We start from the raw sequence: 20,899 nt of genomic DNA, 5'->3' as shown, positions 1-20,899 counted from the left end.
CCTCCTTATATTAAAGCATTTCTAACTCTTCTTGATTTTCTAATTCCTCTAAATGAACAGAAACAATTTTAGAAACGCCTGATTCTTGCATTGTCACACCGTATAACACATTGGCAGCTTCCATCGTTCCCTTACGGTGAGTGATAACGATGAACTGAGTATCTTCACCAAAATGACGTAAATAATTCCCGTATCTTGTTACATTCGCATCATCTAACGCAGCTTCCACCTCATCCAAAATACAGAAAGGAACAGGTCTTGCTTGAATAATGGCAAATAATAAAGCAATAGCTGTTAATGCTCGTTCTCCACCTGAAAGCAGACTTAAGCTTTGCAGTTTTTTACCTGGTGGTTGAGCAATAATATCAATCCCTGTGTGTAATAAATCAGTTGGGTCAGTTAGCACTAAATCGGCATGTCCTCCACCAAACATATTAGGAAAGACAATCCTAAATTCTTCTCTGATATCTGTAAACACTTCATGGAATTTTTTAATAACCAACTCGTCCATCTCATTCATTGTCTCAAACAATTCATTTTTTGCAAGAACCAAATCTTCTTGTTGCGCAATTAAAAATTGATAACGTTCGTTAACTTCTTCGTACTGCTCAATCGAAGATAAGTTAACAACGCCTAATGTTTGAATAGCTGCTTTTAACTCTTGAATAGAAACTTTTCCTTTTTCAAAATCTTCTACAAATGGGTATAAAGATTTTCCTCGCTCATAAGTCAAGCCATACTCTTCTTGTAAATAAGTTAAAGCCGTATCCAAAGAAATTTCTGAACGATTCTTAGCAACTTCTAAAGTTGTTTTAGTATCCATTGCTTCTTGGATCGCTTGATTTTTTTCAGTCACCTCTTGATCTAACAGAGAAATTTCTTTAAACAAGTTTTCTCTTGTCTCTTTTAATTCGTTCAAGGTGATTGAAATGCTTTCTCTACGTTCCTTCAATTCTTCCATATGCTTTTGAATCTCTTGGCTTCTTTCACCTTGATTCACATGTTCTGTTGATTGAGAATCTAATTGAGATAAAATAGCATTCTTTTGAGAAGCAACTTCTTCTTGCTCTACTTTTTTCTCTGTTTGTCGTTTAGCAACTTGAACCGTTTTTTCAAGTAAAACAGCTAAATCTGATTGTTTTTGGTTGAGTCGTTTTTGAGCTTCTTCTTTTTTTTGAGCGTTTTCTTCTTCTAACTGGCTCGTTTGACTCATCAACTTATCTAAATCTGCTTTTTTCTCGACAAGTTTTTCTTGAGCTTCCACTAACTGTTCTTTTTCTTCTTGATAATCCTCTAAGAAACGTTGCAACTCTCTTTTTTCATATTCAAAGGCACGACGTTCTTTTTCTTGTTGACTGCTTCTTTGTTCTAATTGAGCAACTTCATTCGTTAAATTTTGCTCTAATAAACGAGCTTCTTCTCCAGCTCTTCGAACATTTTCTAACGTCTCTTCAGCTAATTGGAAACTTTCTTTTAACGCCCTTACTTCTTTTTCTTTTGTTTCGTATAGACGCTCCATCTGTGAAACTTGTTTTTCTAATTCTTTTAACTCATGCCCTTGAGAAAACAGTTGGTTATTTTGACCAGATTTACTTGCCCCACCAGTCATAGAACCACCTGGATTCATCACGTCTCCATCTAAAGAAACCACTCGATATTGATAATTAATTGCCTTAGCTAATTCATTAGCTGCTGGTAAATCTTTAGCAATAATTGTTAATCCTAAAATATTTTGGATAACCTGAGTAATTTTTTTGTCGTATTGAATCAATTCACTCGCTACACCAATAAAACCTGGATGCTGAGCTACTTTATTTCGAATTGATTGATTCAGTTGACGAGGTTTAATCGTTGTTAAAGGTAAAAATGTCGCTCGTCCTACTCGTTTTTGCTTCAAGTAAGAGATAGCTTTTCTAGCACTTTCTTCATTCTCTGTAATAATGTGTTGGGCAGAAGCTCCTAAAGAATGTTCCATAGCTAACGTTACTTCTTTAGGTACCTCAATCAACTCAGCTACAGCCCCTACAATACCACCGAGATTGTCTCTTTCTTTTAGGACAGAACGAACACCTTGGTAAAACCCTGAATAACTAGCTTGCAAATCTTTTAAACTCTTCTCTTTCGCTTGAGCTTGTTGGAGAATTTTAAGAGCTTCATACATTTGTCTTTCGTTAACAGTTACTTGTTGTTTTAACGTGTTAAACTCACCTTGTTTTTCTCTAAAATCAGTTAGCAAAGTAGCAACTTTTTCTGTCTGTTTTTCTAGCTGTTTTTCTTTTGTTTCTTTTTCAATTTTAGTTTCTTTTTCTTCCAACAATAAACGGTCATAAGTCGTTACATCTTTTTCATTACGAACCATCTCTTGCTGGTATTGTTTTTCTAAATGTTTTAAATCATTATTAATATTTGTTTGTTGTTGCATCACATCGACATAATCACTTCGTAAATCCTCTAGCTGCTCTTTAGCAGACTTACTAAATCGTGCGACTTGCCCTTGTAACTCTTTTACGTCTTGATTCAATTCTTTTTCAGCTTTAGAAAGTTCTGCTTTTTCAGCAATTAGTTTTTCCAATTCTTCTAAAAGAAGCGATTCTTTTTCATCTAACGTCACTAAAGTCTCTTGATAACTTGTTTTATTTTGAACAGAAAAACGTTGGCGTTCTTCAACCACTTTTTTCTGACCTTCTAATTGTTCATATTGAGTTGTGACCTCTAACAGATGACGTTGTTTTTCCTCAATACTAATTTCAACCGTTTCACGTTGTGTTTTTAATTCCGTTAATTTGGTCTCTGCAACAAGCAAATCACTCTTTCTTGCTTCAATGGTTTCAACTAATACACTAACTTCTTTTTCTTTTTCATCCCAAATTGATTTATGGTTTTCAATTTCTTGAACGGTAATATTCACATCAATTTCAGTTAATTGTTCTTTTAAATGACGATATTTTTTTGCTGTATCACTTTGTGCTTTAAGAGGTGTTAATTGTGCTTCAAGTTCGTAGATAATATCTTGAACTCGGTTTAGATTGTCTTCTGTTTCAAACAAACGACGTTCTGCCTCTTTTTTTCTTGTTTTATATTTAAGAACACCTGCTGCTTCTTCAAAAATCCCCCGTCTATCTTCAGGCTTACTATTAAAAATAGACTCAACTTTTCCTTGAGAAATAATCGAAAAAGATTCTTTACCTAATCCTGAATCCATAAACAAATTAACAATATCTTTTAAGCGACAGCTTTGCTTATTAATAAAGAAATCACTATCACCACTTCTTGTTAATCGTCTAGTGACACTTACCTCACTAAAATCGATTGGCAAAAAACGTTCTTCATTATCTAAGACTAAAGTCACTTCTGCTAAATTTAAAGGGGCACGTGAAGAAGAGCCAGCAAAAATCACGTCTGGCATTGTTCCCCCTCGTAAATTTTTCGCTGACTGCTCTCCAAGCACCCATCTAATGGCTTCTGTTATATTACTTTTCCCGCTACCGTTTGGTCCGACAACTGCAGTTAATCCTTGATTAAATTCAATAATGGTTCTGTCTGCAAAAGACTTAAACCCAGCAATTTCAATTCGTTTTAAATACACTAAAGTTTAGTCTCCTTCCTACCGCTGACTTTTTTTCTTTAAATCAGCTAGTGCAACCTCAGCTGCTTTTTGTTCAGCTGCTTTCTTTGATTTACCTGAGCCTAGACCTAAAACTTTTCCACCTGCTTTAACTTCTACATGGAATACTCTACTATGAGCAGGTCCTTCTTCATTAATTAAGCTATACTCAATTAAAATATCTCCATTTTTTTGTAAAACTTCTTGTAAAGCTGTTTTATGATCCATCTCATGTGAAAAAGCACCAGCTTCGATTTTTGGAATAATCACTTGATAAATAAATGTTTTTGCGGCAACTTGGCCTTGGTCAATGAAAAGAGCGCCTAAAAAAGCTTCAAATAAATCACATAAAAGTGAGGCACGCGTACGGCCATTTGAATTTTCTTCTCCTTTACCAAGTCTTACAAATTGATCAAATTGACAGTCTTTAGCAAACATAGCTAAACTATCTTCTCGAACAATTGTTGCACGTAATTTAGTTAGTTTTCCTTCAGGTAACTCTTGAAAGTTATGGAATAAATAATCTGAAATAATCAATTCCAAAACAGCGTCACCTAAAAACTCTAAACGTTCATTATCCGTTAATTCTAAATGTCGATGCTCATTCACATAGGATGAATGGGTAAAAGCTTGTTCTAAAAGACTGATGTCCTTGAATATCACTTCATACTTTTCTTTTAATAAATTAATTAGTTTTTCCATCATGTATTTTAACGCTTCCTCTCATTCCTAATGTTCCCTTATCATTATACGTTGTTTCCTTACGATTTAAAACAAAAACTATCAACCCAAGAAATTTTCTTAGGTTGATAGTATAATTGTTACTTTATTTTCTTGATTCAGCTGTTAACTCAACATCAGCCCATCCAGTATGTTCTTTTTGGATAGCCCAGTCAAAGTTTTTAACGCGTGAGCTCATTGGCATTACTTCATTACGGAATAATGTTGGGAATGCAAATGCTTCTTCACTTGCGTATTGTTGCCATTCTTTAAATACTTTTGCACGGTATTCATTATCAAATGATTTTTCTGAATCCATATCAGCTAATAATTTACTGTTTTCTTCACTAGCAAAACGAGTGTAGTTAAAGGCTGCTTTTTCACCGTATAGAGGTGTTTGTGATGGGTTGTAACTTACAGACCATGCACCTTGATACACATCTACTTCTGGATCATCATTTTTCAATTTATCATAGAACGCATTGAAGTCAATCAAGCGACCAGTTGTTAACTGAACATCTAAACCAATTTCTTTCCATTGGTCCATGTAGTATTCTGCAAGTGGTTGAGCTGTTTCTCCACCTGACATAGAAGCAAATTTAATTTCAAGTTTTTCGCCTTTTGGATCACGACGGAATTCTTCACCATCTTTTTTCTTGTAACCAGCGTCATCTAATAATTTGTTTGCTTTATCTAAATCTTGAGTGTAACCTTTAAGGTCTTTGTCATGCATTTCACCTAATACTGGTGGAATTAATGAGTTAGCTGATGAACGTAATCCGTAGTAGAATTTATCTGCTACTGCTTGATTATCTACAGCGTAAGCCATTGCTTGACGTAATGATTTGTTTGCCATTTTAGCATCTTTATTGTATTTAACTTCGCCATCTTCCCATTTACCTAATTTAAAGCCAATGTAAGTATAGCTGAATTGCTCACGACCAAGCATTTCATAGCCTTCAACATCTTTATATGTTGGATAGCTATCTGTTGGCATAGAGAATACAAAATCATATTTTTTAGCTTTTAAAGCTTCAACAATTGAGTTTGATGGAGCTTGACGCATAATAATTTTATCTAATTTTGGTTTTTCACCATAATAATATTCGTTAGGTGCATATTCAACGAATTCACCACGTTTAACACTTGTCATTTTGTATGGTCCATAAGTAACAGGGTTTTTACGAATAGCATCACTTGATTCCATTCCTTTAACCGGCATATCTTTAAAGATATGTGCTGGCATAGCACTTTGCCATGGGCCACCGTCACCATCAGCTGTTAGTAAACCTGGCTCCACTTTTTCATACTCAATTTCAACTGTTTTATCATCAACTTTTTTGATTCCTGAAATTGAATCAGCTTTGCCATCATGGTAATCTTTCATCCCAACAATACGTTGCATGTTTTCACCGTAACGAACACCACCAGTTCCTTCATAATCAGGATGTCCAATGATTAAGTATGGTTGGATAATATCTTCAGCTACTAATGGTTTACCATCTGACCATTTCACATCTTTAGTAATTTTAATAGTACCTTTTTTAGCTTTTTGATCTAAATCAAATGTAGCCACACCTGTGTCATCCATTTGGAAGGCTTTATCAAAACCAAATAAAGTTTCATGAGATGGTTGCATAAAGTAAGTGTCATAGTTGTCCGAGTTAAATGCAGGGTCAAACAATCCTTGGAACTGAGTATCCATTACAACAGCGCCTTCGAGCGTTCCACCTTTTACTGCTTTCCCGTCATTACTTGTTTTCATTGGGAATTTTGCAATATCTTCAGTTTCTTCGCCTTTACCTTTTTTCCCGTCTTTGCTTCCGCCACCACAAGCAGCAAGCCCTGCTGTTACTACAGCAGTAAGTGCCATAGCACTAATTAGTTTTTTGTACTTCATTTCCTTCATTCCCCCTTGTTTTTTTATCCTAGTCGTTGTCTAGCATCTGCTGAACGCTTAAACGCTTGACCAACATAATTTATACTTAACATCAATACCAGGATTAGTACTGACGCTGGAACCCAAATCCATGTTTTCTCTGATAACACATCACCATTAGATGCATATCCGATTAACGTACCTAAACTTGGTGTTGAAGGTGGTAACCCAAATCCCAAGTAAGATAGTGTTGTTTCAATACCAATGTTAGCTGCAAAGTTAATTGTTAAATTGGTAATGATTAAAGAACTTAAGTTAGGCATTAATTCGCCAAACATGATTTTGAAATCATTCGTTCCTAATGTTTTTGAAGCACTGATATAGTCACGTCTGACCTCTGATAATGCCTTACCTCTAAAGAGTCTGGCTTTTGCTACCCAGTAAAACAAACTCATAATCATTACAAAGCTGTAAACATTGTATTTCGGTGTAATTGTAACAAATACAATGATAACCATTGTGATTGGTAAAATCATGACAAAGTCTACGATACGCATGATAATTGTATCAATAACGCCACCATAATAGCCTGCCATAATTCCTAATCCAACCCCAACAATCGAAGTAATTATAGTGATTGAAAAACCAATAACAATTGAGTTTCTAGCCCCTATAATTAATTGTCCTAAAACATCACGTCCACCTTCATCTGCTCCTAAAATAAAGCCATCTCCAGGTGGAGCATACTTATCTAAAATACTTACTTTCATAACCGCTGCTTGGTCTGTTAATAACGCACCAATGAATATAGCTAATAACAAAATAACCAAAAGACCTAATGAAAATAATGCTAATTTATCTTTTTTAAATTCTCGTGCAATCATCTTCATACCAGTTGGTGGTATACTGACTGCTTCTTGTTTAACTTCTTTACTCATTTCTCTTCTCCTTTCTTAATCACAAGTATTTTTATTGGATACGAATACGAGGGTCAACAATACTCATTACGATATCAGAAATTAAGTTTCCGACGATTGTTACAATCCCTAAAATTAATACTAAGGCTGTAATAACTGAGTAGTCACGACCATTAATCGTGTCAATAAATAATTTACCAATACCTGGATAAGCAAAGGTTTGTTCAATAACAACTGAACCGCTAATTAAAGCTGTAATTTCATAACTTAATTGAGCTGCAATTGGTAATGAGGCATTTCTAAAAATATGTCTTGTAAAGACTTTATTAGTTGGAACACCTTTTGCTCTTGCAGTACGAACAAAGTCCATTTGTTGTGCATCAATTACTTCATTACGTAAATACTGAATGGTTACAGCTGTTGCCAATAGAGCTTGCGAGATTGCTGGAAGTATCATGTGATACAAACGACTCAGCTGGTACTGGACTGTTCCTTCAGCTATTCCCGTACTAACGGATCCTGTTGTCGGGAACCACTCTAGTCGGTAACCAAAAATAAACAGCATCACTAAAGCAAAGATAAAAATAGGTACCGCGAAACTGACGAAGTTATAAACAACAACAGTTTTATCAAATAATGAATTTTGGTATCTTCCTGAGAAAAGACCTAATGGTAACGCGATTAAATACGTGAAAATAACTGTTAATAACGATAACCAAATTGTATTCGCTACACGTGAACCAATAATATCAGTTACTGGTAATTTGTATAAAAAACTTTGCCCAAAGTCACCTTGAACTGCATTTCTGATCCAATCCCAATATTGTTGATACCAAGGATTATTTAATCCTGCTAACTCTTTCATACGCTCAATCGTTGCTGGGTCAGTGTTTGGATTAACACGACCAGTAAACGGATCTCCCGGCATTGCTTTTGCTAGAAGAAAGATAAATAAACTTAAAATAATGATTTGAGGAATCATTGCTAAAATACGACGTACGATTGTTTTCCACATACTATTTTCCTCCCCCTTCGCTCAATTTAACGGCTGCTCTATGAGTTGGACTAATAGTTTGTAGGTCATAAACTCGACCGTTTTCATCATAGTATTGATTATAAAGTTCATCGTATTCTCTTTCGACTTTACGACGATTTTCTTTATGCTCAGCTCTATTATCTACATCAATCTTAGGAATAGCTGACAATAAACGTTTTGTATAGATATGTTGAGGGTTAGTATAAATATCCTCACGCGAGCCGATTTCTACAAATCGACCTCTATTCATAATGGCAATATTGTCACACATGTGTTTAACCACACCTAAATCATGAGAGATAAACAAGTAACTCAAGTTGTATTCTTCTTGAATACGTTTCATGAAGTTTAATACTTGGGCTTGTACAGATAAGTCCAACGCAGATACAGGCTCATCTGCAATAATTAATTTCGGATTAGTCGCAACTGCTCGGGCTACTCCCAAACGTTGTCTTTGTCCACCTGAGAACTCATGAGGATATTTGTAAAGGGCATCAGTTGGCATCCCTACAATATCTAGTAAACCCTGAACTTTTTTCTTTTCTTCTTGATCAGATAATTTTTCAAAGTTACGAATTGGTTCTGCGATAATATCGATAACGCGTTTTTTAGGGTTCAAACTTGACATTGAATCTTGGAATATCATTTGAACGTCTTTATTATAACCAATCTTTTTTCTAACGCTTTTATTAACAACATCATTATCTTCAAAGATAATACTGCCTGATGTTGCTTTTTCAAGTCCAACAATTGTCTTACCAATCGTTGATTTTCCAGAACCAGATTCTCCAACTAAACCATAAGTTGTTCCTGATTCAATTTCAAAATTCACACCATCTACTGCGTATACATAGTCAACAACCTTATTGAAGAATCCACCGCGAATAGGATAGTGTACTTTTAAGTCTTTAATTTCTATTAATCCCATTATGCTTCTCCCTCTTCTTTAAAGTGAAAATGCTTGTAACATGTACAACGAACAAAGTGTCCCGGCTCTACTTCATGTAATGACGGATTATGTTCATGTGCGTCTTCATCAATCCATGGAATACGTTCAGCAAAACGACAACCATCACGTTTCATATTTTTAAGTGAAGGTACCACTCCTTCAATAACGTGTAAGTCGCTATCATGTGCGTCTTCTTGTGGAATTGAATTTAATAATGAACGTGTATATGGATGCATTGGATTTGTAAATAATCTATCTGCAGGAGCTTCTTCAACGATTTGGCCACCGTACATAACAGCTACACGGTCTGCTGTTTCAGCAACAACACCTAAATCATGAGTGATTAAAATAATTCCTGCTTCTGTTTCTTTTTGTAAGTCGTTTAATAAATCTAATATTTGAGCTTGAATCGTTACGTCTAAAGCCGTTGTAGGCTCATCCGCAATAATAATCGGTGGTTTACATGAGATAGCAATCGCGATAATAACACGTTGTCTCATACCTCCTGATAATTCATGAGGGTATTGTTTAGCTACTCGTTTAGGATTTACAATCCCTACTTGGTCTAGCAACTCTACCGCTCTTTCTTTTCTTTGCTCTTCATTCAAATCAGTGTGATAAAACAGCGCTTCGGCAATTTGGTCACCAATTCTCATTAATGGGTTTAACGCTGACAAAGGATCCTGGAAAATCATCCCAATATCATTTCCTCTTACCTTATTATATAACGTTTCTGATAGCCCTACGAGATTCAAATCATTGTAGATGATATCTCCTGTAATTTTAGTTTTATTAGGATCTTGTAGTCCCATAATTGTCATGGCTAACGTACTCTTACCACAACCAGACTCCCCAACAATTGCTAAAATTTCATTTTTATCTAATGTGATTGACACATCATCCACTGCATCGAAATAATCGTCTTTGATTCGAAAACCAGTGTGCAAATTTCTAACTTCTAATAACTTGTTGTCAACAAACAATAGAATTCTCCTTTCCTGTTCTATTCCCGTACCGATTTCATATTTACTTCTAACTCTTCATTTATTGTTCAGAGTTTCTTCTTATAAAAAAACCCTATGATATCTTATAATTATATTAGAATTATACGTATTTAGCAATAGTCTCTGCCAACACTTTATGAGATTAACATTAAAAAAATAGGTGTTAACCCTCATAAAGAGGTGTATACCAACTTTCTTCTTTTCATTTAATCTCTCTTTTTTATTCTCATTTTGTCCATAAAAATCCAAAAAAACATCAACAATCCCAACATTAAGAACTTAAAAATCACTTTGAGCATTTTATCACCAATAGTTTTAATGTGAATAAAAAAAGAGAAAGTTTAATGAGAGTTTTTTAATTTTAATAAAATTATTATCTCATTTTGTTTATAAATATTTTTATTGATTATACCTTTTAAATAAATAAAAAAAGATAACTCGGACAAAATCATCTCGTAGTTATCTTCTTCATGTTATTGGTTAGCCATAATATAATCCACAGCTGCCCCAATAGTTTCAATTTTTTCTGCATCTTCATCAGATATTTCTGCTTCAAACACATCTTCTAATTCTAAAACAAATTCCATAATACTGATAGAATCCGCTTCTAAATCATCTTTAATACTGATTGCCTCAGTAATTTTATCTTCATCAATTTCAAAATGTTCAATTACGATATTTTTTATTTTTCCAAAAACTTCTTCACGACTCAAATTAATTGCACCTCCGTTCACCTTATAATGCGTTCACAATCATCTTACCTACAATTTTACTTGTAAAGAAAGTATTTGTCTATCCTTTTAAATATTACTCTTTTATTTTAGGTGTTTCAAAGAATTCTTGCAATTCGCCTACTAAATTCGTTTCTAGCATTGTTTTTATTTGGCTAATCGTATTTCTAACAGCTTCTGGCCCTGTTGAGCCATGAGTCTTAACCACTGGAGCCTTCACGCCAAATAAAACGGCACCACCATGACTTGAATAATCAAGGGTACTTTTCATTCCTTTTAAGCTGTCTTTTAGCATTAATGCTCCCATCTTACTCTTTAAGCCACCATCTGTAATAGACGTTTTTAAAATAGACATTAAAGAAAGAGCTGTTCCTTCAACAGATTTTAATACCGCATTTCCAGTAAAGCCATCTGTCACGACAACGTCAGCAACCCCTGAGAATATATCTCTGGCTTCAACATTTCCCACAAAATTAATACTTTCTTCTTGAGCAAGTAATTCATAAGCTGCTTTTGTTAACTCGCTACCTTTTGTTTCTTCTGTTCCGTTATTAAGTAGCCCCACTCTTGGGTTATCGATGTGACGAACTTTTTTCGCGTAAAAAGAACCTAATATACCATACGTCAATAAATGCTCTGGCTTATTGTCTGCATTGGCTCCCATATCAATGAAATCAAAACCAGCATCTTTTTCACCTGTAAAAACAGGCATAGTTGTCATAAGTCCTGGACGTTCAACATTTTTGATTCGTCCCACAACAAAAAGACCAGCTGCTAGTAGTGCTCCTGTGTTACCAGCTGAAAAAATAGCATCTGCTTCACCATTTTTTACCGCTTGAGCTGCTAGTACCATAGATGCTTGTTTTTTCTTACGAATCGATTTAACTGGCTCATCATCACTTTCAATCTTTTCATCTGTATGGATAATGGTAATATTCGTTTCATCTGTTAAATATTTTTTTATTTCTTCTTCTTTTCCATATAATAGAAATTCAATTTCTGGAAAATCTTTTTTAGCTAAGTTTACTCCTTCAATAATCGCTTGTGGGGCATTGTCTCCTCCCATAGCGTCAACTGCTATTTTCACTTGGCTCCCTCATTTCTTCTTTTAAACTATTTTCTATTTTACCATAGACTCATTAATCTAAGAACTCTGATTCTTTTTCTCTTTCTTTCAAACTCTTAACAAGAATTTGGTTCTCTGGTTGAAGTGACCAATCTTCTTGATTCCATAAAGTAATTGCCTCTAATCTAGCTGTTTCTAAAATCGGCGCATCAGCTACCATGTCCCCCACTTTAAATTCTGGGATACCTGATTGTTTTGCACCAAAGAAATCCCCTGGTCCTCTCATCTCTAAATCCTTTTCACTTAAAACAAAGCCATCTGTTGTTTCAGTCATAATCTTCATTCGCTCTTTCCCTTGATCACTCTTAGGACTTGCAACCAAGATACAATAGGACGCAATGCTTCCTCGCCCAACGCGCCCTCTTAACTGATGAAGCTGAGCTAAACCAAATCGGTCTGCATCCATAATCATCATCATTGACGCATTCGGAACATTTACTCCGACTTCAATAACAGTTGTAGAAACTAATATTTGAGTTTTATTTTCTTTAAAATCATCCATAATTGTTTCTTTTTCTTGGGCTTTCATTTTTCCGTGAAGTAACCCTACTTTAAAATTCGGCTCAAAAAACTGTTGTAAATGCTCATAGATTTCCGTTGCATTTTTGACATCTAACATTTCTGACTCTTCTATCAAAGGACAAATCACGTAAGCTTGTTGTCCAGCTTTTAATTGACTTGTCATCCACGTTAAAACAGAATCGATTTGTTTAGGTAAAATCCATCTTGTTTCTATCGGAATTCTCCCAGCTGGTAGTTCATCAATAACAGACACATCCATTTCACCATAAGCCGTAATTGCTAAAGTTCTCGGAATTGGTGTTGCCGTCATGAAAAGAACATCAGGGTTATCCCCTTTTTCTCTTAATAATTTCCGTTGATTCACACCAAATCGATGCTGCTCATCAGTAATTACTAAACCTAAATTGCTAAATTGAACCTCTTCTTGAATAAGTGAGTGAGTTCCAATTAGAATATCTAGCTCACCTGATGCCAAATCAGCCAGAATTTCTCTTCTTTTAGCTTGTTTAGTAGAACTTGTTAAGAGAGCTAGCTTCACTTCTTCTGGATCAAACAGACTTAGTAAACTCTCCATGTGCTGTTCTGCTAGAATTTCTGTTGGTACCATCAATGCACCTTGATACCCTACACTAACAACTGCATATAGTGCAATCGCTGCAACAATCGTCTTGCCACTTCCTACATCCCCCTGAAGTAGCCTGTGCATATGAGCTTCATTTCTTAAATCGGCACAAATTTCATTCACTACTCTTTTTTGAGCCGTCGTTAACTCAAAAGGAAGGGTCTGGATAAAAGCTTTTAGTTTATCCACATCGTATAAAATAGATTTTCCTAACTCTTTTCTTGTCTCTTGATTTTTCAGCTGAATCATTTTCACTTGAAATAAGAAAAACTCTTCAAAAGCTAAACGTCTTCTTGCCAAACGATTTTCTTCCACACTATCAGGAAAATGCATCGCATAAGAAGCTTGTTTTTTAGGCATGAGACGATATTTTTCTAACAACCAAGTTGGAAGATTTTCCTCCATATCATTACCATATAGATCCCAAGAGCTTCTAATTAAATCCACTAACGTTTTTTGTTTAATTTTCTTATTAACGTGATAGATGGGAGAAAAGTCCTCCTCTTCATCTTGCGTAGCTAAAATTTTCATTCCTGTTAGAGCTTTTCTTTTACCATCCCATTTACCATAAATGGCGATTTCTTCTGATGCATGAATTTTAGATTTTAAAAAAGGCTGATTAAAAAACGTCACATTAATTACTGCTTGTTCGGTCATCATACGAAAAATCAATCTACTTTTCTTAAATCCGTAGTAATTAACAACCGGCTCAGCTAGTACTGTCCCTTTTAGTACAACTTTTTCTTGGTCTTGAATTTCATCCAACGTTTTTTCTTGGATGTCATCGTATCTAAAAGGATAATAGGTCAACAAATCATAAATCGTATGAATTCCTAAAGATTCTAGTGTTTCTGCTCTTTTTGGTCCAACACCTTTTATCTGATTAATTGGACTACTTAATTGATTCACAAGCACCCTCCTTTATGAGAAAAAAGAGGCTGAACCATTTACTGGTAGCCTCTTTTTCATAATAAGACAACGTCATTCAATAGACTTATCCTTATTTTATTTATTCAGCGGCAAAAAGATATGGATATACCGGTTGATCTCCTTGGTGAATTTCAACTTCTAATTCTCCATCAATTGCCATTAAAGCTTCTTCTAAGCGTTCAGCTTCTTCTTGTTCACCATCTTCACCAATAATGATTGTCACGATTTCAGAATCATCTTGTAACATTCCTTTTAGCGTTTCAAGTGACGCTTCCAAGCGGTCTGGATTGGAAACAACAATTTTGCCTTCGATCATACCGATGAAGTCATCTTTAGTGATTTCAACGCCGTCGATTGATGTATCACGAACAGCTGTTGTTACTTGTCCACTAACCACATCTTCTAACATATCTCTCATAGCTGATTCATTCTCTTCAAGAGATACTTGGTCGTTAAAGCCTAATAAAGCTGTCATTCCTTGAGAAATTGTTTTAGATGGTACCACAATCGCTGGAATTTCACTTACTTCAGCTGCTTGGTCAGCTGCCATAAAGATATTTTTGTTGTTTGGTAAGATGATTACTTTTTCAGCATGAACTGCGTCAATTGCTTTCAAGATATCCTCTGTACTTGGGTTCATTGTTTGACCACCGCTAATAATGTAATTAGCTCCCATACTACGGAATAACTCTTGAACACCACTACCAGCTGCAACAGAAATAATACCATAAGGTACTCTTTCTTTTGGTTTTTCAGGAGCACTTTCATGTTCTAAGATTGTTTCGTGTTGAACACGCATGTTGTCCACTTTAATCTTAATTAATGAACCAAATTTTTGGCCATAATTCATGACTTCACCTGGTTGTTCTGTATGCACATGAACTTTAATAATTTCATCATCAGCAACGACTAATAATGAATCACCTAATTCATTTAAATAATTTCTGAATGTATCATAGTCAAATTCACTATCAACTGTTGGACCTTCGCCAATACGAACCATAATTTCAGTACAGTAACCGAATTTGATATCTTCTGTAGCAACAGCTCCTGAAACACTTCTATGATGCTCAGCATTCACCATTGCATCCATTTGTCCTGGTGTTGGTTGATGTAAATCACTTTCAACTACTTTACCTGATAATGATTCAAAGAAACCTTCATAAACAAAGACTAATCCTTGACCACCACTATCCACTACGCCAACTTCTTTTAAGACTGGTAGCATATCAGGTGTTTTGGCTAATGCTTTTTTAGCACCCTTTAAAGCTGCTTCCATTACTTCAATACAGTCATCTGAGTTTTTAGCTTTTTTCTCAGCCGCAATAGCAGCTCCACGAGAAACAGTTAAAATAGTTCCTTCAACAGGTTTCATTACTGCTTTATAGGCAGTTTCTACTCCATTTTTGAAGGCATCTGCCAATCCTTGGGCAGTTAGTTCTTCCTCAGTCACGATTTCTTTTGAGAAACCACGGAATAATTGAGACAAGATAACGCCTGAGTTCCCTCTAGCGCCCATTAATAGACCTTTAGATAAAATACCTGCAAGTTCTCCAACATGTTCACTCGTTGCATCTCTTACAGCTTTTGCACCACTTGTCATTGATAAATCCATATTTGTTCCTGTATCCCCATCAGGTACAGGGAAAACATTTAAAGAATTGACAAATTCGGCATTTTGATTCAAACGATTGGCACCTGCTTGAACCATTGCTTGAAATTGTCCTCCGTTGATTGCTTTCACTTCCACTAAAATGTTCCTCCTCATTTCATTCAAAAACATATATCATCATATGCTGTGCAATCACATTTTATTCAGGTTGTACTCTGACACCTTGGATAAAAATATTAACAGAATTTGCGACAACCCCGAGCATTGTTTCAAGATTGTATTTCACTTTTTCTTGCACGTTACGACTAACTTCAGAAATTTTTGTTCCATAGCTCACCATGATATAAACATCTACCGCTACGCCATTTTCTTCTTGACGTACGACAACACCACGTGAGTAGTTTTCTTTTCCTAAAATATCATTTACATTATCTTTAATTTGATTTTTGCTTGCCATTCCAACGATACCATAGATATCTGTTGCAGCTCCACCCACAACAGTAGCGATAACATCATTAGAAATTTCAATGGTACCAGTCTGTGTTTTAATTTTTACAGCCATTTTGCTACCTCCCTATAGTCAGTAATTCCCATTATCATCCCTCAGTTTATCACAATCTACAATAATGTTAAAGAAAAAATCATATATCGTCAGCTTTTTTTCATTCCAATTGAAAATCTAATAAAATTCTTATTGCATAAACGACAGAATTATGATAAATTATTCTAGTGTGATTATTGTACAAATGATATATTCAAAGCAAAGGAGGGAATATCATGGCAAAAGAATGTTATATAACTGGGCGAAAAGCTAGATCTGGTAACACTCGCTCTCACGCAATGAACGCTTCTAAACGTACTTGGGGTGCAAACCTACAAAAAGTCCGTATCTTAGTTGACGGTAAGCCTAAAAAAGTTTGGGTTTCTGCTCGTGCTTTGAAATCAGGAAAAGTTGAACGCGTTTAATAATTTTTGAGACATAGAGATTAAATAAATAAACTCAACGACAAAATCAATTATTGATTTTCAGCCGTTGAGTTTTTTATTTGTTTTAACTGTTCAATTGTTTGTTTAACTTGTTTTTGACTAGGAAAATATGCCCCATTATCTTTAAATTTAGTTGCTTTTAAATCCAATACACCTATCCCAGAAATTTGACTTAGTGTCTGAATGGGCATATCTAATTCTTCTACCAATCCCCACATTTGGTTTATCTCTGCTTTTCTTTTTTTCATGACATACTGACTCGTTGGAAACATGATGACAGCATATAAAAAAAACAAACTATAATTTTTTGAAGAGAAAAAAGTTAAAACAAAAAACATAGCAATCCATACACCATATAAAATATAGAGATAATTCGATTTTTTCATTTATATCAACCCCTTAGAGATATCATATCATAAAATAATAAGCTACTTACATGGTATAATAAAAAAAAGAGGAGTGATTGAAATGAAAATACTAAAAAAATTTTTTAAATTAGTTTTACCTCTGACAGTCCTACTTCTAGCCATTGCCGGATGTTCAACGAACAAAAGTAATGTAAAAACAGCTCAAATTAACCAAATCGTTAAAAGTGGTGACAGTTTACAAGAAAATGGCTACTATGTTTTTGAAGATGGTAACTTGGATGTCTCTCTCTCATTCTCGCCTTTTTTAAATCCTAATAAATCTCCCTCAGATACTGAGTATGACGCTAAAATCAACAACGAGATCAAGCAGATTAATAAAGAATTTCCTAAGGCAAAATTAACTAAAAAAGAATTTGATAATAAGTTTGTCAAATCACTTAAAAATGTCACTTTTTCAATAGAAAAGAAAGATAAGAAAGTTCTTATCAAAGGAAATGATATCAACAAAGAATTCCAAATGTCAGACTCAAACGACAATCGACTAATAGATGATTTAGGCACTGAATATGAATTGGTTTATACTAAATAAATGTATCTTTAGATAAAAAAGCAGAATCCTATTAAGTTAAGATTTTGCTTTTTATTTATATTAATTAACTAAATCACCCAACTAAGTAACTAGTCTTGTTCATTTAACGCCTTAGTTCCTTTACGTTCTAAATTTGCAGGGTTAGTTCCAGAAGAACCTGCCATCGCACTAGAACTAATGCCATTATTGGCTATTGCTTTTGACCCCTTTAAAGGATCTTTCCCTTTTGCTCGCAACTTATCATTTTTAATACGGATTTTTTCTGACTTTAGTAGTTTTTTCTCTGACATAAAAATCCCTCCATTGCTTTTCCTTTATTATATCATGTGTAAATTAACTTATCGTAATCTTAACTTCTCACTTACCATATCTTGTACTTGTAGTTTACATTTCAAGTTAACAAGTTCACAATAGATATAAATATTGGATAAATAAAATAGAAGTTGATTATTTATTATTAAGGAGATAAAAAAATGAAAAAAATAATTCTCATCCACTGGAAAGATAATTTGTGTGTCTTATTTTTTATTTCGTTAGTATCTATCAGTTCAATTGTCAGTACTCTTATGCTCTCTTCCATACTCGATGCTTTGATAAAATTTGATTGGAACCAATTTCTAAATTACACATTCCTATTAATCGTTGCTAATATTTTTTTACTTTTCTTCCTTTATTTCCAAATAAAATATATTAATAAAACAATCCAGAAAATGTCAAACTACCTTAGATATCAAATTATTAATAGGATCGCTAAAATGTCTCCCTTAGAATTTAAAAAGCAAACTATTGGTAGTTATACCTCACGCCTTATTAATGATACAAACCAGATTGAACAGATTGCCTTTGAAAAATTCTATGAATTATTTGCAGGTGTTATTACATTGATTTTCTCGTTAGTAACTCTCTTTTTAATTCACTGGTCGCTGTTTTTACTAGTATTGGTTGAAAGCATCTTTTTAATTCAGCTACCTAGGCTATTAAATAAAAAATTGAAAAAGGCAACTCTTAGCGTGACGAGTCAAAATGAAGTGTGTACTTCAACCACGACTCAATTACTATCTGGTTATAGTACTTTCTATAATTTTAAGAATTCACCCTACTTTGTAGAAAAAATAAAGAAAGAATTTCTAATTTTAGCAAACAAGAAAAATTCACAATATCATTTGGTTGCTCTCGTTGCTGTTTTAGGTGGAGTAAGTAATATCGTTGGTCAAATTACTGCTTTTTCTATGTCCGGCTATTTAGCTTTTCGCCAGATAATTCCTATAGGAATCATCTGGACGGTCTCTAATCTATCAGCAAAAATTTTTAATCTTGTTGGTTCTTCTAGTCAAAATATTTCTAGTATTCAAAGTGTTGCTCCTTTATTTGAAAATATTAATAATTTTATATTCTCTGTTAATGATGCGGACCACGAAAATTATCCTATTGATAAGATTGGCTCCGGAATTATCCTTAAAAATACAGGTTATTCATACGATAAAAAGAATTTTTTATTCAGAAATATTAACTATCATTTTCAACCAAATGGAAAATACGCTGTCATTGGTAAAAGCGGTTCAGGAAAATCAACTTTACTAAATATCCTAAATAATAATCTCTCGGATTATGAAGGAAGCATTGTTTTAAATGATATTGAATTGAATACTATTTCTAAGGATAGCGTTTTAGATTTTATTTTATACATTGACCAAAATCCTTATATACTAGAAGGTTCTATTCGTGAAAATATCGTTTTAGGTGATTGCTTTGACGATGAGGAAATAAAAGAAGTATTAAAACAAGTTCAATTGAGCCAATTTGCTAATAATTTAGATTTTAGCTTAAAAGAATCTGGCAACAATGTTTCTGGTGGACAGAGACAACGGATAGCTTTAGCAAGAGGACTTATCAGAAACAAAAAAATTATTTTACTAGACGAAAGTACATCTAGTTTAGATAAAGAGACGGCTTATGAAATTGAAAATCTAATTTTAAGTATGGACGATATTACTGTCATCATGGTGAATCACAACTTAACGCCTTTAATCAAAGAAAAATTAGACGGCATACTCAATTTATCAGAATAAATAAAAACTAAGAAAGGCTTTCAAAATCCGAAAGCTGTTCTTAGTTTTTTATTATTTATAATTTAGGTTTTATAAATTTCTTATGAATCAGATTTCCAACGATTGCACCAATAAGCGCTATACCAAACTGAATTAATCGATTAGATGTAAAATCTAAAAAAAAGAGTATTACCACAACAAGTACAAAATAAAAACCAGAATTTAACCAATCTTCTTTTTTCATAAAAAAATCTCCTTCATATTCACTCAATTTTTTCTTATACCAACAACTACTATCTGTTAAAAAGTTTATCCTATACACTACCCTGTTAATTATATACCTTTTCATTCGTAAATGCGCATAAAATAACATAAAACACAACTAGTTAAACAAATATGTTTTATCATGCTATAATTATTTAACTAGCACAAGGAGGAGAGATTGATGCTACTACTCATTTTTTCTTTTCTATTTTTACACTTTTCAAAGACTTACTTGTCAGAACCTCCTAAAAAAATTAATAAATTTGAAGGATTTAGAACAAAAAAATCTATGTCTTCTAAAGAAAATTGGGATCAAGCACAACTTTTATTGGGGCATTTCTTTAAAACTATTTCTACATTTTTACTATTTATCGGTTCTGTCATTTGCCTATCAGAAATTATTGTTTTTTTCTTTTCGAGAACGGGTATTATTTGGTTATTACTTTTAGAATGCTTAATCTTTTTTATCTGTTGCATTTATTTAAAATATTCTGTTGACTCTAACTTAGAATAATAAATATAGGAGAATCCGCTATGAAAAAGAAAATCAGAAATATTTTAATATTAACTGTGCTTTCTTTCCTATTTATCTTTTTTATTACCAAAAAAACTTACGAATATAGACTAGAAAAAGAATTCTATTCTTATGCCATAAAAAAAGAAATTCCTAAAAATAAGATAAGAAAAACTGAATTAATTTACTTTTCAAAAGGAAATCGTTATGAATACAATGTTTATTTAAAAAATACTAACGATGATTCCTACATTATTTTTGCTTATGTTTTGCCAAATTTTTCCATTAAATCTTATGTAACACAAAAAATATACCCAAATGATTTTTTTAGTTCTGCCTACATTGAAGGAGCAGTTGTAGATTTGGATAGTACCTCTGCTCGTCCATTAATTGATGCAATTAATAAATAAACCAATTTGTACAATTCACTCAAAAAAAATCCACAAACTACTACTTAAACGTAGTTAGTTCGTGGAT

At 33.7% G+C, this 20,899-nt stretch carries 20 protein-coding genes; 5 read left to right on the top strand and 15 right to left on the bottom strand.

Annotated features, from left to right (window positions below; all coding sequences use genetic code 11):
* Positions 1 to 10 precede the first annotated feature (10 nt).
* The 12 genes from smc to H9L18_RS01955 form a co-directional block, all read right to left on the bottom strand.
* Positions 11 to 3,586 (bottom strand): chromosome segregation protein SMC, encoded by a 3,576-nt coding sequence (gene smc / locus H9L18_RS02010; protein WP_126793551.1) that lies wholly within the window; start codon positions 3,584 to 3,586, stop codon positions 11 to 13.
* Positions 3,587 to 3,604: 18 nt separating this feature from the next.
* A complete protein-coding gene (gene rnc, locus H9L18_RS02005; RefSeq protein ID WP_126793549.1) occupies positions 3,605 to 4,309 on the bottom strand; it encodes a ribonuclease III in 705 nt (234 codons plus the stop codon).
* 121 nt (positions 4,310 to 4,430) lie between these two features.
* The gene (locus tag H9L18_RS02000; protein WP_126793546.1) at positions 4,431 to 6,224 is read right to left on the bottom strand and encodes an oligopeptide ABC transporter substrate-binding protein; all 1,794 of its coding nucleotides are present in this window, start codon (positions 6,222 to 6,224) and stop codon (positions 4,431 to 4,433) included.
* A 23-nt stretch (positions 6,225 to 6,247) separates the two neighbouring features.
* Positions 6,248 to 7,141 carry an ABC transporter permease gene (locus tag H9L18_RS01995; RefSeq protein WP_126793544.1) on the bottom strand — a complete coding sequence of 298 codons (894 nt, stop codon included), beginning with the start codon at positions 7,139 to 7,141 and terminating at the stop codon, positions 6,248 to 6,250.
* A gap of 31 nt (positions 7,142 to 7,172) precedes the next feature.
* Positions 7,173 to 8,135, bottom strand: a complete 963-nt coding sequence (gene opp4B / locus H9L18_RS01990; RefSeq protein ID WP_126793542.1) for an oligopeptide ABC transporter permease — start codon at positions 8,133 to 8,135, stop codon at positions 7,173 to 7,175.
* 1 nt (position 8,136) lies between these two features.
* Positions 8,137 to 9,087 (bottom strand): ATP-binding cassette domain-containing protein, encoded by a 951-nt coding sequence (locus H9L18_RS01985; RefSeq protein ID WP_126793540.1) that lies wholly within the window; start codon positions 9,085 to 9,087, stop codon positions 8,137 to 8,139.
* A complete protein-coding gene (locus H9L18_RS01980; RefSeq protein WP_126793538.1) occupies positions 9,084 to 10,088 on the bottom strand; it encodes an ABC transporter ATP-binding protein in 1,005 nt (334 codons plus the stop codon). The genes H9L18_RS01985 and H9L18_RS01980 overlap by 4 nt, the downstream gene beginning before the upstream one ends.
* 494 nt (positions 10,089 to 10,582) lie before the next feature.
* The gene (acpP, locus tag H9L18_RS01975; protein WP_126793536.1) at positions 10,583 to 10,822 is read right to left on the bottom strand and encodes an acyl carrier protein; all 240 of its coding nucleotides are present in this window, start codon (positions 10,820 to 10,822) and stop codon (positions 10,583 to 10,585) included.
* 94 nt (positions 10,823 to 10,916) lie between these two features.
* Positions 10,917 to 11,927, bottom strand: coding sequence for a phosphate acyltransferase PlsX (gene plsX, locus H9L18_RS01970; protein ID WP_126793534.1), 1,011 nt, complete (start codon positions 11,925 to 11,927; stop codon positions 10,917 to 10,919).
* A gap of 52 nt (positions 11,928 to 11,979) precedes the next feature.
* Positions 11,980 to 14,019: an ATP-dependent DNA helicase RecG gene (recG, locus tag H9L18_RS01965; protein WP_126793532.1), complete on the bottom strand. Its 2,040-nt coding sequence runs from the start codon at positions 14,017 to 14,019 to the stop codon at positions 11,980 to 11,982.
* Positions 14,020 to 14,119: 100 nt separating this feature from the next.
* Positions 14,120 to 15,808, bottom strand: coding sequence for a DAK2 domain-containing protein (locus H9L18_RS01960; RefSeq protein WP_376765015.1), 1,689 nt, complete (start codon positions 15,806 to 15,808; stop codon positions 14,120 to 14,122).
* A 43-nt stretch (positions 15,809 to 15,851) separates the two neighbouring features.
* Positions 15,852 to 16,214 (bottom strand): Asp23/Gls24 family envelope stress response protein, encoded by a 363-nt coding sequence (locus H9L18_RS01955; protein WP_126793528.1) that lies wholly within the window; start codon positions 16,212 to 16,214, stop codon positions 15,852 to 15,854.
* Positions 16,215 to 16,429: 215 nt separating this feature from the next.
* Here H9L18_RS01955 and rpmB point away from each other — a divergent pair, with 215 nt between their 5' ends.
* Entirely contained in the window at positions 16,430 to 16,618 is a 189-nt protein-coding gene (gene rpmB / locus H9L18_RS01950) for a 50S ribosomal protein L28 (protein WP_126793526.1), read from the top strand.
* A gap of 50 nt (positions 16,619 to 16,668) precedes the next feature.
* Here rpmB and H9L18_RS01945 read toward each other — a convergent pair whose 3' ends face one another.
* Complete coding sequence (locus H9L18_RS01945) at positions 16,669 to 17,025, bottom strand: hypothetical protein (protein WP_126793523.1); 357 nt, start codon at positions 17,023 to 17,025, stop codon at positions 16,669 to 16,671.
* A gap of 82 nt (positions 17,026 to 17,107) precedes the next feature.
* Here H9L18_RS01945 and H9L18_RS01940 point away from each other — a divergent pair, with 82 nt between their 5' ends.
* Positions 17,108 to 17,596, top strand: a complete 489-nt coding sequence (locus tag H9L18_RS01940) for a hypothetical protein (protein ID WP_126793521.1) — start codon at positions 17,108 to 17,110, stop codon at positions 17,594 to 17,596.
* Between the two features lie 89 nt (positions 17,597 to 17,685).
* On the opposite strand, the gene H9L18_RS01935 is transcribed toward H9L18_RS01940, so the two are convergent.
* Positions 17,686 to 17,886, bottom strand: a complete 201-nt coding sequence (locus H9L18_RS01935; RefSeq protein ID WP_126793519.1) for a hypothetical protein — start codon at positions 17,884 to 17,886, stop codon at positions 17,686 to 17,688.
* A 183-nt stretch (positions 17,887 to 18,069) separates the two neighbouring features.
* Here H9L18_RS01935 and H9L18_RS01930 point away from each other — a divergent pair, with 183 nt between their 5' ends.
* Entirely contained in the window at positions 18,070 to 19,665 is a 1,596-nt protein-coding gene (locus tag H9L18_RS01930) for an ATP-binding cassette domain-containing protein (protein WP_126793517.1), read from the top strand.
* 55 nt (positions 19,666 to 19,720) lie between these two features.
* Here H9L18_RS01930 and H9L18_RS01925 read toward each other — a convergent pair whose 3' ends face one another.
* Positions 19,721 to 19,888 carry a hypothetical protein gene (locus H9L18_RS01925; RefSeq protein ID WP_185847467.1) on the bottom strand — a complete coding sequence of 56 codons (168 nt, stop codon included), beginning with the start codon at positions 19,886 to 19,888 and terminating at the stop codon, positions 19,721 to 19,723.
* A gap of 201 nt (positions 19,889 to 20,089) precedes the next feature.
* Here H9L18_RS01925 and H9L18_RS01920 point away from each other — a divergent pair, with 201 nt between their 5' ends.
* The gene (locus tag H9L18_RS01920) at positions 20,090 to 20,422 is read left to right on the top strand and encodes an SdpI family protein (protein ID WP_126793515.1); all 333 of its coding nucleotides are present in this window, start codon (positions 20,090 to 20,092) and stop codon (positions 20,420 to 20,422) included.
* A gap of 20 nt (positions 20,423 to 20,442) precedes the next feature.
* Positions 20,443 to 20,832 carry a DUF3139 domain-containing protein gene (locus tag H9L18_RS01915; RefSeq protein ID WP_126793513.1) on the top strand — a complete coding sequence of 130 codons (390 nt, stop codon included), beginning with the start codon at positions 20,443 to 20,445 and terminating at the stop codon, positions 20,830 to 20,832.
* Positions 20,833 to 20,899: the final 67 nt, after the last annotated feature.

Origin of the sequence: Vagococcus carniphilus (genome assembly GCF_014397115.1) — a bacterium.
Taxonomy (GTDB): domain Bacteria; phylum Bacillota; class Bacilli; order Lactobacillales; family Vagococcaceae; genus Vagococcus; species Vagococcus carniphilus.
This window is presented reverse-complemented; position numbering and strand designations above follow the sequence as displayed.

Bases quoted from the DNA above. Each gene is read 5' to 3' on its own strand.
- H9L18_RS01955 (WP_126793528.1), bottom strand. From the start codon at position 16,214: ATGGCTGTAAAAATTAAAACACAGACTGGTACCATTGAAATTTCTAAT.
- H9L18_RS01960 (WP_376765015.1), bottom strand. From the start codon at position 15,808: ATGAGGAGGAACATTTTAGTGGAAGTGAAAGCAATCAACGGAGGACAA.
- opp4B (WP_126793542.1), bottom strand. From the start codon at position 8,135: ATGTGGAAAACAATCGTACGTCGTATTTTAGCAATGATTCCTCAAATC.
- H9L18_RS01995 (WP_126793544.1), bottom strand. From the start codon at position 7,141: ATGAGTAAAGAAGTTAAACAAGAAGCAGTCAGTATACCACCAACTGGT.
- H9L18_RS01945 (WP_126793523.1), bottom strand. From the start codon at position 17,025: ATGAAAAAATCGAATTATCTCTATATTTTATATGGTGTATGGATTGCT.
- H9L18_RS01935 (WP_126793519.1), bottom strand. From the start codon at position 17,886: ATGTCAGAGAAAAAACTACTAAAGTCAGAAAAAATCCGTATTAAAAAT.
- H9L18_RS01930 (WP_126793517.1), top strand. From the start codon at position 18,070: ATGAAAAAAATAATTCTCATCCACTGGAAAGATAATTTGTGTGTCTTA.
- rnc (WP_126793549.1), bottom strand. From the start codon at position 4,309: ATGATGGAAAAACTAATTAATTTATTAAAAGAAAAGTATGAAGTGATA.
- H9L18_RS01940 (WP_126793521.1), top strand. From the start codon at position 17,108: ATGAAAATACTAAAAAAATTTTTTAAATTAGTTTTACCTCTGACAGTC.
- H9L18_RS01920 (WP_126793515.1), top strand. From the start codon at position 20,090: ATGCTACTACTCATTTTTTCTTTTCTATTTTTACACTTTTCAAAGACT.
- H9L18_RS01925 (WP_185847467.1), bottom strand. From the start codon at position 19,888: ATGAAAAAAGAAGATTGGTTAAATTCTGGTTTTTATTTTGTACTTGTT.
- H9L18_RS02000 (WP_126793546.1), bottom strand. From the start codon at position 6,224: ATGAAGTACAAAAAACTAATTAGTGCTATGGCACTTACTGCTGTAGTA.
- H9L18_RS01915 (WP_126793513.1), top strand. From the start codon at position 20,443: ATGAAAAAGAAAATCAGAAATATTTTAATATTAACTGTGCTTTCTTTC.
- rpmB (WP_126793526.1), top strand. From the start codon at position 16,430: ATGGCAAAAGAATGTTATATAACTGGGCGAAAAGCTAGATCTGGTAAC.